Source organism: Kushneria aurantia DSM 21353 (genome assembly GCF_000382245.1).
Classification (GTDB): domain Bacteria; phylum Pseudomonadota; class Gammaproteobacteria; order Pseudomonadales; family Halomonadaceae; genus Kushneria; species Kushneria aurantia.
This window is the reverse complement of the sequence record NZ_KB907864.1, coordinates 149,642-161,712: the sequence shown is the minus strand read 5'-3', so window position 1 is coordinate 161,712 and position 12,071 is coordinate 149,642. Positions and strand designations below refer to the sequence as shown.

Sequence of the window (12,071 nt, the reverse complement as noted above, 5' to 3'; positions counted from 1 at the left end):
CTGCCGGAGCCCCTCATGACCACCCATGACCCGCACGCCACCCTTGCCGAAGTGTTCGGCTTCGACACCTTCCGCGACGGCCAGCAGCCGGTGGTCGAGCGGGTGGTGGCGGGGCGCTCGACGGCGGCAGTATTCGCCACCGGCGCCGGCAAATCACTCTGCTATCAGCTGTCGGCACTGCATCTACCGCATCTGACGCTGGTGATCTCGCCGCTGCTGGCGCTGATGCAGGATCAGCTTGCCTTCCTTCACCGCCACGGCATTGCCGCCGCCACCATCGACTCGACCCAGCCGCGCGACGAGGCCCGCGAGGTCATGGAGCAGGCCCGCCGCGGTGAGCTGAAAATCCTCATGGTGTCGGTGGAGCGGCTGCGCAACGAGCGCTTTCGCCGCTTTCTGTCGCAGGTCCCTATCTCGTTGATGGTGATCGACGAGGCGCACTGCATCTCCGAGTGGGGCCACAACTTCCGCCCCGATTATCTGCGCCTGCCGGACTACCAGCACGAGTTCGCTATCCCCCAGGCGCTGCTGCTGACGGCCACCGCCACCCCGCAGGTGATTGCCGACATGCGCGAGAGCTTCGCCATCGCCGCCGAGGATGTCGTCACTACCGGTTTCTATCGCGCCAACCTACAGCTCGAGATCGACCCGACCCCCGCCGACGAGCGCAGTGCGCGCCTGGTCGAATGGCTCGCGCCGCGCCAGCAGCCGGGCTTTGAAGCGCCCACGGTGGTCTACGTGACCCGCCAGCAGAGCGCCGAGACACTGGCCGCCACCCTGCACCGCCACGGCATCGCTGCGCTGGCCTATCACGCCGGGCTCGACAGCGAGACCCGCGACGACATCCAGCGCCGCTTCATGAGCGGCGAGGTGGCGGTGATCGTGGCGACCATCGCCTTCGGCATGGGCATCGACAAGAGCGATATTCGCGGCGTGGTGCACTTCGATCTGCCCGGCTCGATCGAGAACTACAGCCAGGAGATCGGCCGCGCCGGGCGCGACGGCGAACCGTCCACCTGCCTGATGCTGGCCGGCCGCGACGGCCTGGGTGTGCTCGAGAACTTCGTTTACGGCGATATTCCCGAGCGCAGCGGCATCCACCACGTGGTGCGCGAGATCGCGAGTGCCGGCGAGCAGCCGGATCGCCACTGGCAGGTGGTGATGCATACGCTTTCCACCGAGAGCAACATTCGCACCCTGCCGCTCAAGACGCTGCTGGTGCAGCTGGAGATGGACGGGGTGATCGCGCCGCGCTACACCTTCATGGCGGAGTATCGGCTGCGCTACGTTATCGAGCCGCAGGCGCTGGTCGAGCGCTTTAGCGGCGAGCGCGCCGATTTCGTGGCGCTGCTGGTCGGCAATATTCGTATCGCCCGCAGCTGGGGCACCCTCGATTTCGACAGACTCCACAATGCCGGGCGCGAGGCGGGCATCGACGCCTCGCGCTCGCGGGTGCTCACGGCACTCGAGTATTTTCAGGACAAGGGCTGGGTGGTGCTGGAGGGCAAGCGCATGACCGACGTCTTCGAGGTACGCGCCGCCGATATCGACATCGAGATGCTCACCGATACACTTCACGCGCGTTTTCGCCGCCGCGCCGATAGCGAGATCGCACGGCTGGACACCATGCTCGCGCTGTTCGAATCCGACACCTGCCTGACCCGCCGGCTGGCGCTGCACTTCGGCGACGAGCGCGCCCCCGAACGGTGCGCCCACTGTTCGGTATGCCGTGCCGGCCCGGCGCGGCTGCCGGCAGCCGCCACGCCGCCGCTACCGGACGACAACCGGCTGACGGCGCTGGCCGCCCCCTTCATCGCCCACCATCGGGAAGTGCTGGGCGAGGCGCCGAGCCCCGAACGGCTGGCGCATTTCCTCTGCGGCCTTGCCATGCCGGTGTTCACCACCCTGAAGGCGCGCCGGCTCGACGGCTACGCGGCGCTGGCCGGCCACGACTATCCGGCCGTGCAGCAAAGGGCAGGCGCGCTCTGAGATGGCACCCGCGCGACTGCCGCTGATTCATCACCCCGGCTACAGCATCGACTGGCCGACCCGCCACCCCTTCCCGATGGCCAAATTCAGCGCGCTGCGCCGCTATCTCGCTGACCGGGGCTTTGACGACGACCCGCTGGTCGAATGGATCACACCGCAGCCGGCCACCACCACCCAGCTGTTGCGCGCCCACACGCCGGACTACCTGCAGACCTTCTATCTGGGCGACAGCGACCCCGTCGCGCGCAAGCGCAGCGGCTTTCCGTGGTCGCAGGCGCTGGTCGAGCGCACCCTGCTGGAAGTGGGCGGCACCCTCGCCGCCGCTCATGCGGCGCTGACCACGGGGCTTGCCTGCAACACCGCCGGCGGCACTCACCACGCCTACCCCGACGCCGCCAGCGGCTACTGTCTGCTCAACGACCTGACGGTGGCGGCGCATGAACTGCTGGCGCGGGGACTGGCATCGCGCATTTTGATCGTCGACGGTGACGTCCACCAGGGCGACGGCACCGCCTTCGCCTTTCGCCACGAGCCGCGGGTGTTCACCTTCTCGCTGCACGGTGCGGATAACTTTCCCTTTACCAAGCGCGACAGCGACCTTGATATCGCACTGCCGCGCAGCAGCGGCGACGACGACTACATGGCCGCCCTGCAGGCCCACCTGCCACGGCTGATGCACGAATTCGCGCCCGATTTCATGTTCTACGACGCCGGCGCCGACGTGCACGCCGGCGACCGGCTGGGCCATTTCAAGATGAGTCTCAAGGGTATCAGGCGGCGCGACCGCTACGTGCTGTCGCGCTGCCTGGCGGCGGAGGTGCCGGTGGCAGCGGTGATCGGCGGCGGCTACGACCGCGACCTGGCGGCGCTGGTCGAGCGCCATGCGGTGCTGCACCGCGTGGCACGAGGGTTGTGGGGGGAATACCGCTCATGAAGCAATCGTCAGTCAGTACCGGAAACGGTCATGGCCGAGTCATCGGCGAGTGACGAACGACGGTCGCGGAACAGCAGCGCAAACAGCAGCAGTACCCCCAGCGCAAAGAGCGCCGGAAACAGCCAGACGGCCTGCCAATCGGTAACGCCGGCGGTCGCGAAGTAGTCCGTCACCCAGCCGGCCACCTGGAAACCGATCAGCATGCCAACACCATAAGTCGCCAGCGTAATCATGCCCTGTGCCGAACTCTTGAAACGCTCCCCTGCGCGGGCATCGGTATAGATCTGCCCCGACACAAAGAAAAAGTCGTAGCAGACGCCATGCAGAGCGATACCCACCAACAGCATAAAAGCGATCCCGTCGGCTTCACCGAAGGCAAACAGCAGGTAACGTAAACTCCAGGCCAGCATGCCTATCAGCAAAGTGCGCTTGATACCGAAGCGCTTGATGAAAAGCGGCAGCAGCAGCATGAAAAGGACTTCCGACAGCTGGCCAAGCGTCATCTTGCCGGTCGGGTTGGTCATGCCGATATCGGCCAGAAAAGGGTTGGCATTCTGATAGTAGAAGGCCAGCGGAATGCAGATCAGCACCGAAGCCACGAAGAAGATGGCGTAGTGTCGGTCCTTGAGCAGCCCCAGGGCATCCAGCCCCAGCACCTCCTTTAAACGTGTACCGCGCTCGGCGCGGGGCGGAGTTGCCGGCAACGTGAAGCTGTAAAGCCCCAGCGCCAGGGAGGCGATGGCACTCATCAGAAAGGTATGTTGCAAAAGCCCGGCCTCGATGGCGGCCCCAGAATCCCAGGAAAATACGAAGCTGATGACCAGACCGGCGATAATCCAGCCGATAGTGCCCCAGACGCGAATGCGGGCAAACTCGCTGGCCGGGTCCGCCATCTGCCGGAAGGAGACCGCATTGACCAGCGCCAGCGTCGGCATATACAGAATCATGTAGCACAGCACCAGCGGATAGAAGTTCGCGAAACTGTCACTGCTATAGAGTGCAAACAGTAGTACGGCGCCCGCCAGATGCAACAGACCGAGCAGCCGTTCGGCATTGAAATAGCGATCGGCGATCAGCCCAACGATGAAAGGCGCAATGATTGCGCCCCACGACTGGGTCGAAAAGGCCATGCCGATCTGGCCACCCGTGGCTTCGAGATTGTAAGCCAGGAAGGTGCCGAGGGTGACGAACCAGCCACCCCAGATGAAAAACTGTAGAAACATCATGATGCCGAGTCGTGAACGTAGCACTGTCATGAGCTGATCCTCTTTCCTTTCCGCTCGATCACTGCTTCACCGCGCTGCCTGTCAGCGCCCTCGGTCTATGGCCTTACTCCGAGCGAGAACACTGGCACAGCAAAGTAAACGTTTACATTTTCTGCATGACACACTAGCGCTACTGAAGGAACGGGAGTATTCGCCAAAAGTCCAGGAGGTTTTCAGGCTGTTGGCAATAGGCGTAAAAATTGTTAATAATCAAAATACTGAAGTTATTTAGAATTCATCCGAAAAGCGGGAAAGACTATATCGGTACATGTGCCCCTGTATTTTCAAAAATGAAAACCTTTACTATTGGTAGCCATGATGTCGATCAATGAAGTGGCACGTGAAGCCGGTGTATCGATTGCCACCGTCTCGAGGGTCATCAACAACAGCGGGGCCGTTCGCGCCAGCACCCGGGAAAAGGTCGAGGCCGCCATCAATGCGCTCGGCTATAGCGCCAACCGGTTAGCGCGCAATCTGCGCACCTCCGAAAGCAGGCTGATACTGGTGCTGGTGCCGGATTACAGCAACACCTTCTATGCCGGCATCGTGCAGGGCATTGACGGCGAGGCGAGACGACGGGGATATCACATGCTGCTTTGCGACACCGGTGCAGACCCCGATGCGGAGCGCACTTATATCGAACTGCTGAAAAACCGGATGGTGGATGGTGCTATCTGTCTCGACCCGGACAGCGTGCAGTCCCTGCTGGGTGAGCAGCCCCGCGCCCTGCCCTGGGTCGCCTGCTGCGAGTTCGATCCCGACAGCGGCATTCCCTGGGTCGGCATCGACAACGCACGCGCCGCCGCCGATGCCGTGCGCTTTCTGATCGGACGCGGGCGTCGGCGCATCGCCATGATCGGCGGTGACGAGCGTTTCATGTACGCCCATGAACGCCGCCGTGGCTATCTGACAGCACTCGCCGAGGCCGGACTGACACCACCGCAGGGCAGCCCTCTGGATACCTTCTCTCCTGACTTTGACGATGGCTACCGGCTGGCCGCTCGGATGCTGTCGGTCTCGCCGCGATGCGATGCCATCTTTGCTGTGGCCGACCCGCTCGCCGTAGGCGCCATGCAGGCGGTACATGATGCGGGGCTGCGGGTGCCGGAAGATGTCGCCATTGTCGGTTTCGATAACGTGCCATTCGCCACCATGGTGCGCCCCAGACTGACCACGGTGGCCCAACCGATGAAGCGGCTGGGCGAGAATGCGGCCCGTGTGCTGATCGAGCGGCTCAACGACCCGGAGTTGCCGGTATCGGGAACCATGCTCGAACATGACATCATTGTCCGGGAAAGCGCCTGAATCAGCCCGGACCGGACTCAGGAAGGTATGACAAATGAAATCACTACGCGGACCGGGGCTCTTTCTAGCCCAGTTTGTGGGCGAACAGGCCCCCTTCGATTCGCTCGCCGGCATGGCCGAATGGGCTGCCGGCTACGGCTATCGCGGCGTGCAGATCCCCAGTGGCGAGTCGCGCCTGATGAATCTCGCCACGGCGGCCGACAGCCAGGCCTATTGCGACGATTTACGCGCAACGCTTGACCGGCACGGCCTGCAGCCGACCGATCTTTCGGTTCACCTGCAGGGGCAACTGGTCGCCGTTCACCCCGCCTACGATGCGCTGATGGATGGCTTCGCTCCCGGTGAACTCCGCGGTCGCCCCGCGGCGCGTCAGCAGTGGGCCTGCGAACAGATTCGGCTGGCTGCCCGAGCGTCCCGCCGGCTCGGCCTGACCACCCTGCCCGCCTTCTCGGGCTCGCTGGCCTGGCCTTATCTCTACCCCTTTCCACAGCGTCCGCCCGGACTGATCGAAGAGGCCTTCGATGAACTGGCGAGGCGCTGGCGACCGCTGCTGGATGCCTGCGACGAGCAGGGTGTAGACCTCTGTTTCGAACTGCATCCCGGCGAGGATCTCTTTGATGGCAGCACCTTCGAGCGCTTTCTGGAAGCGGTCGATTATCACCCTCGTGCACAGCTGCTCTACGACCCCAGCCATATGCTGCTTCAGCAGCTCGACTACCTGGGCTTTATCGACTGCTATCACGAACGCATTCAGGCCTTTCACGTCAAGGATGCAGAGTTTCGCCCCTCCCCCCACCAGGGCGTCTACGGCGGCTATAGCGGCTGGATAGAGCGTGCCGGTCGATTTCGCTCACTCGGAGACGGGCAGATCGATTTCGGCGCGATCTTCTCGAAGCTGGCGCAGTACGACTACAGCGGCTGGGCAGTACTGGAGTGGGAGTGCGCGCTCAAGCATCCGCAACAGGGCGCGCGCGAAGGGGCCGAATTCATCCGCCGCCACATGATCGACGTCGCCGATAGCGCTTTTGACGACTTTGCCGGGGTAGCGCTGGATGACGCCCAGCGGCGCCAGCTGCTGGGTCTGAACGGTAAACAGGGAGAGACAGAATGACAGCTCCAATTCGCATCGGCATGGTAGGCGGCGGCTTCATGGGCCGTGTGCATCGCATGGCGCAACGCCTCGACGGAGATTATCAGCTCATCGCTGGCGCCTTCTCTTCCGACCCTGAACGCGCCCGCAGCAGTGGTAAAGCCCTCAATCTCGATCCGGCACGGGTCTATACCGACTTTACTACCATGGCCGAGCGGGAAGCCGCTCGCGAGGACGGTATCCACGTCGTCAGCATCGTCACTCCCAATCACCTTCACGCTCCGATTGCTCAAGCTTTCATCGAAGCCGGCATCCATGTCATCTGTGAAAAACCACTGTCGATATCGCTCGAAGAAGCCATGGCACTGCGCGCACTGGTCAGGCGGCACGGCGTACAACTGCTGCTGACACACAACTACTCGGGCTACCCGGCCGTGCGGCGTGCCCGCCAACTGATACGTGAAGGCACGCTGGGCGAGCTGCGTCTGGTCGAGGTGGACTACGCCCAGGACTGGCTGAGCGAGGCGGGCAGCGAGGGATGGCGCGGCGATCCGGCGCTGGCCGGCCCGGCGGGAGCGCTGGGCGATATCGGTATCCATGCCTGGCAGCTGGCGGATTATGTGACCGGCCGCGAGATCGATACCCTGAGTGCGGATCTGCACACCTTCGTAGCAGGTCGGCAACTGGACGATTTTGCCCAGGCGATGCTGCGCTATCGGGACGGCGCGCGCGGGCGACTGTCGGTCAGTCAGGTATCGCCGGGCAACAACAACCGCCTGCGACTGGCCGTTTACGGCAGCCGGGGCGGGCTCCATTTCGATCAGGAGAGTCCCGATGCGCTGTGGTTTGCCCGGCTGGGCGACCCCTTGCAGCGCCTTTCACGCAATGGCCCCGGAAGCGGAGCGGCTGACCTGCAAGCCAGCCGGCTGCCGGCCGGTCACCCGGAGGGCTATCTGGAAGCCTTTGCCCAGCTCTATCGCGATTTTGCCTGCAGCCTGCGCGGCGAAGCGCCACCTGATATCGCACTGCCCGACGTGGACACCGGCTGTCGGGGACTCGCCTTCGTTGAAGCCATGCTGGCAAGCTCACAGTCGAACGGTGCGTGGACAGCACCCGCTTATCCGACGGACTGAGCGTAGCGCCCGGCCGCTGATAGACATGACACAACGCGGCGCGATGAAATGGCCAGCCACGCTGCCGGAAGGCCGCCGCTGCCGGTGCCGCGCTCACTCACCCCAGTTGCGCGCCAGCACGCTCAGCCAGTTATCGTGGCACAGCCGCGTCATCAGGGCGTCATCGAAGCCGTGGCGGCGCATCGCGTCGCGCAGCGCCGGTAGCCCGCTGCAGTCGCCGATATCGCGGGAAACTTCCGCGCCGTCGAAATCGGAGCCCAGCCCCACGCCCGTCTCGCCCAGATGTTCGAGCAGGTGGTCGAGATGGCGCAGCATGATATCGAGGCCGAAGTCGCCGTTCATGCGGCCATCGGAGCGCAGAAAGGCCGAGGCGAAGTTGAGCCCCACCAGGCCGCCGCTCTCGGCGATCATATCGAGCTGATAGTCGGTCAGGTTGCGCGCATGAGGGCAGAGGGCATGGGCGTTGGAGTGGCTGGCAACCAGCGGCGCGTCGGTGAGCGCCGCCACGTCGCGAAAGCCCGCCTCGTTGAGGTGGGAGAGATCGATCACAATGCCGAGCCGGTTGCACTCGCGCACCAGCCGCCGCCCGGCGTCGGTCAGCCCCGGCCCGGTATCGCCTGTGGCGGGGAAGCGAAACGGCACGCCGTGCCCGAACAGCGTCGGGCGGCTCCACACCGGCCCCAGTGAGCGCAGCCCCAGACCATGAAAGCGCTCCAGCGCCTCGCAGCCTTCGTCGATCGCCTCGGCGCCCTCCATGTGCAGTACCGCCGCCAGCCGCTCGCTACCCAGCGCGGCACGAATCTCGCCCGCCGTGGTGCAGGGCGTGATGACGCCCTGCGCCGCCAGTCGCTCGAACTGCTCGACCTGCGCCAGCGCCACCGGCAGTGCCTGCTCGGCGGGCAGTGCCGCGGGTAGCGGCAGGTCGTAACCCGCGCTCCCGGGTGACATCATGCCGGCCACGCCCGACTCGCCCGTCGGCGGCACGAAGATCGCGAACAGGCCGCCGCCCCAGCCACCCTTGCGGGCACGCGGCAGATCGATATGACCACCCCTGCAGCCATCATGAATCGCCTGCGCGTCTACCTTGCCGCTGTAGAGCCGCAGCAGCAGGTCGTTATGGCCGTCGAAAACAAGCGGTTGTGGAGACACGTCATCTCTCCGCAGGAGGGCAGATGGGAAAGTCAATCGTCGTATTCCGGGGCCCAGTTTTCATAATAAAGGAGCAGATGCAGGTATCGAGCATGTAGGTCGTCACGGCGCGAAGCGCCCTTCATCGTCCACAACCGACCGCCGCTCTTCGAGAAATTGACCATCGGCCTTCGGCAGCTCGGACAGTGAAGCCCAGCAGGGGCGCACGGGACGAAGCGTAATCACGTCTCCCTCCCGCGAGATTTCCAGCTCACCGACGCCTTCGTACGCCATATCCGCCGGCGGGCACGACTGGCATATGCAAGGCATATGCAGAGACATCAGCGCAAGCCACTGAGCAGAGCCGGCCAGCAGACCGGCTCTGAAGGGCAGCGGCGATGATCACTGCGCCGGACCCCGCACGCCGGTGACCAGCGCGTCCGGGCGCAGATAGTTCTGCCACACCTGCTGAATCGTCGCGGCATCGAGGGTGCGGTACTGCTCCGCGGCCTGCTGTTTGGCATCCAGCGGTCGGCCGGCCAGCGACAGTGACAAGAGCTGCCCACCAATCGCCGAGTAGCTGGTCTCGCTCAGCGGCATGCTGCGCAGCAGCTTGCTTTTGGCGCGGTTCAGCTCGCTGTCGGAGACCGGCGCCTGCTGCATCCGTTCGATGTTGCGAATCACCAGCGCGCGCGCCTCGTCGACCTTCTCCGGATCGCTGCCGTAGCTGACCTCGAAGTCGCCGCGATGAGCATCAAGCGAGATGTTCGAGCTGACGCCATAGACCAGCCCGCGCTCGACGCGCAGATCGCGCCACAGCCGCGAGGCGAAGTCGCCGCTGAGCACCTGATTGCCCAGGTAGAGAGCATAGCGATCATCGCTGTCGCGGTTCATGTCGATCATCTCGGCCAGCGTCACGTTCGCCTGGCTGGCCGAACGGTCGGGCGTATAGAAGCGCGACGCCTGGTTGAGCGGCACCGCCGGATAGTCGGTGTCGGGCCTGTCACCGCTGGCCTGCCAGTCACCGAAATAGCGCTCGATCACCTCACGAGCATGCTGCGCCGTGATGTCGCCCACCACCACAATGGTGGTCATATCGGGGCGGAAGGCGCTGTCGAAGTAGCTTCGCACCTGATCGAGGGTCAGGTTGTCGATCGACTCGGGCGTCATGTGGCGCAGCGCCGGGTCATTGTCCGGCAGCAGCGCGCGGTTGAGCGCCTGGCTGTTGAGGAAGTCGGGGCTTTCAAGATAGCCGGGCAGCGAGCTGGCGTTCTGCTGCTTGAGAATCGAGAAGGCGCGCTCGGAAAAGTTGGGGTTGCGCTGATGCTCGGCGAGCAGCTCGACGCCGCGCTCGAAATGGTCCTTCGCAACCGACAGCGAAAAGCTCGAGCCGGCGCTTTCATCGGCAGCGATCTCGTCGAGCGCACGCTGCAGGGCGATACGGTCCATCGACTGGCTACCGTAGCGATAAAGGCCGTCGAGGATCTCGGCAGCCCCCTCCTCGCCCTCGGGTACCTGCAGATCGGGGTTGGTGTCGACGGCGCCCATCAGCGTCAGGCGATTGCTGGCGCTCTCCGGCTGGACGATCAGGCGGATGCCGTTGGGCAGCGTCATGTCGACCGGGTCGAGCGTCGACACCGGCACGTCGAGATCGGCAAGGGCGCTACGCGCCCACTGCGGCAGCTCGACCGGCCCGTCCGGCGTGGCGCCGAACTGCTCCGGTTCGCCGTAACTGTCGCGGCTGACCGGCTCGCCGGAAGACTGCGGCGTCAGGGTCGCGGTGATCGGCGGCGTTGCGAACACCCGCGCCGCCAGCGCGTTGACCTGCTCCGGCGTGACCGCCTTGATGCGCTCGATCATTGCCTGCGGCGAGTCCAGCCCCTGCTGCACGATCGCCTGCGACCAGGCGCTGGCAAGGCCGGACACGGCGTTGCGCTGCGATTCGATATCGGCAATCGCGCGGCGTTTGGCGGCACTCACCAGCTCGGGATCGATGCCTTCACTGGCGGCTTTGTCGATGATCTCGCGCATGCGCTCCGCTATGGGCGTCGGATCGGCACCGGCGGCGAAAACGCCGTAGGCGGCCGCCATGCCGGCGTAGGGCATCTGGTTGCCGAACACACCGCCGGACAGCGCCGTACCGTCGAAGCCCATGCTGGCCAGCGCGCCGCGCTGCGAGCCCAGCGCATCGAGCATAATGCCGGCCACCGTGGCCTCGTCATCGCGCAGGCCGGGAATGCGCCACGCCATGTAGATCGAACCGTAGGGATCGTTGGTGTCCATCTCGATGGTATCGGTTTTTACCGGCTGGAAATCGAACCCGGGACGCTCCGGGGTATCGCGACGGGGAATATCGCCGAACTGCGCCTTCACCTCGTCGAGGGTCTGCTGCGGATCGACGTCACCGCTGATCACCAGCACGGCGTTGTTGGGCACATACCAGTCGTTGTGAAAGGTCTGCAGCTGCTCGGCCGTGGTGTTGTCGAACGATTCGCGGGTGCCCAGCGGCGTATGGGCATAGGGCGTGCCGGCGAACAGATCGCTCACCATGCGGGTGTAGGCCAGAAAGGACGGGTTGGAGAGATCGCCGGAGACCTCCTGGTTGATCGCCCCGCGCTCGTCCTGCCAGCCTTCGGGGGTGATCTCCAGCGCCTTCATGCGGGTCGCCTCGATGCGCAGTGCCACCTCGAGGTCATTACGCGGCACGGTAAAGTAGTACTGCGTCTGATCCTGGGCGGTGAAGGCGTTCATATTGGCGCCCAGGCTTGCGGTAATCGCCGACAGCTGGTCGCCGGAGAGCTCCGGGCCGCCGCGAAACATCATGTGCTCGGCGGCATGAGCCATGCCGGGAAAGCCCTCGGGGGCTTCGCTGGAGCCGACCCGATAGTTCATCTGGGTGGTCACCGCCGGTGCCAGGTCACTCTCGACAATGACCACCTCGAGGCCGTTGTCGAGCGTCGCCCGCAGTACGTCATCCTGCGCTGCCTCGACGCCGCTGTCGGCGGCCGGCACACTCATGGGCGTCAGGCAGAGCGTGACCAGCACGCCACCCGCAAGCTTTCCGAACAGGCCCATTGAACCTCTCCCTGCATGCTTTTATTGATTGAAGAAGCCACCCGCGGAGGTGGCGCACGCCTTTGACAGCGGCGCACGGCAAACGCTCCCGGTGGTGAAAGAAAGTATGGAGATCGCCCCTGTGAGCGGATACTGCGGTAACGACCGGAGCG

8 protein-coding genes are annotated in these 12,071 nt (G+C 64.5%); 5 read left to right on the top strand and 3 right to left on the bottom strand.

Annotation, left to right across the window (positions count from 1 at the left end; translation table 11 throughout):
• The first annotated feature begins 15 nt into the window (after positions 1 to 15).
• Positions 16 to 1,989, top strand: coding sequence for a RecQ family ATP-dependent DNA helicase (locus H146_RS0103715; RefSeq protein WP_019950510.1), 1,974 nt, complete (start codon positions 16 to 18; stop codon positions 1,987 to 1,989).
• 1 nt (position 1,990) lies between these two features.
• Positions 1,991 to 2,923 carry a histone deacetylase family protein gene (locus H146_RS0103710; protein WP_019950509.1) on the top strand — a complete coding sequence of 311 codons (933 nt, stop codon included), beginning with the start codon at positions 1,991 to 1,993 and terminating at the stop codon, positions 2,921 to 2,923.
• Positions 2,924 to 2,931: 8 nt separating this feature from the next.
• On the opposite strand, the gene H146_RS18360 is transcribed toward H146_RS0103710, so the two are convergent.
• Positions 2,932 to 4,179: an MFS transporter gene (locus tag H146_RS18360; protein WP_019950508.1), complete on the bottom strand. Its 1,248-nt coding sequence runs from the start codon at positions 4,177 to 4,179 to the stop codon at positions 2,932 to 2,934.
• 327 nt (positions 4,180 to 4,506) lie between these two features.
• Between H146_RS18360 and H146_RS0103700 the strand changes: the two genes are divergently transcribed.
• The 3 genes from H146_RS0103700 to H146_RS0103690 are packed head-to-tail and all read left to right on the top strand — an operon-like array spanning position 4,507 to position 7,716.
• Positions 4,507 to 5,493 carry a LacI family DNA-binding transcriptional regulator gene (locus H146_RS0103700; RefSeq protein ID WP_211213281.1) on the top strand — a complete coding sequence of 329 codons (987 nt, stop codon included), beginning with the start codon at positions 4,507 to 4,509 and terminating at the stop codon, positions 5,491 to 5,493.
• 34 nt (positions 5,494 to 5,527) lie between these two features.
• A complete protein-coding gene (locus H146_RS0103695) occupies positions 5,528 to 6,604 on the top strand; it encodes a sugar phosphate isomerase/epimerase family protein (protein WP_019950506.1) in 1,077 nt (358 codons plus the stop codon).
• Positions 6,601 to 7,716: a Gfo/Idh/MocA family protein gene (locus H146_RS0103690; protein WP_019950505.1), complete on the top strand. Its 1,116-nt coding sequence runs from the start codon at positions 6,601 to 6,603 to the stop codon at positions 7,714 to 7,716. The genes H146_RS0103695 and H146_RS0103690 overlap by 4 nt, the downstream gene beginning before the upstream one ends.
• Before the next feature lie 93 nt (positions 7,717 to 7,809).
• Here the strand turns inward: H146_RS0103690 and H146_RS0103685 are convergent, their stop codons facing one another.
• A complete protein-coding gene (locus H146_RS0103685) occupies positions 7,810 to 8,865 on the bottom strand; it encodes a dipeptidase (protein ID WP_019950504.1) in 1,056 nt (351 codons plus the stop codon).
• Positions 8,866 to 9,246: 381 nt separating this feature from the next.
• Positions 9,247 to 11,919, bottom strand: coding sequence for a M16 family metallopeptidase (locus tag H146_RS0103675; protein WP_019950502.1), 2,673 nt, complete (start codon positions 11,917 to 11,919; stop codon positions 9,247 to 9,249).
• Positions 11,920 to 12,071: the final 152 nt, after the last annotated feature.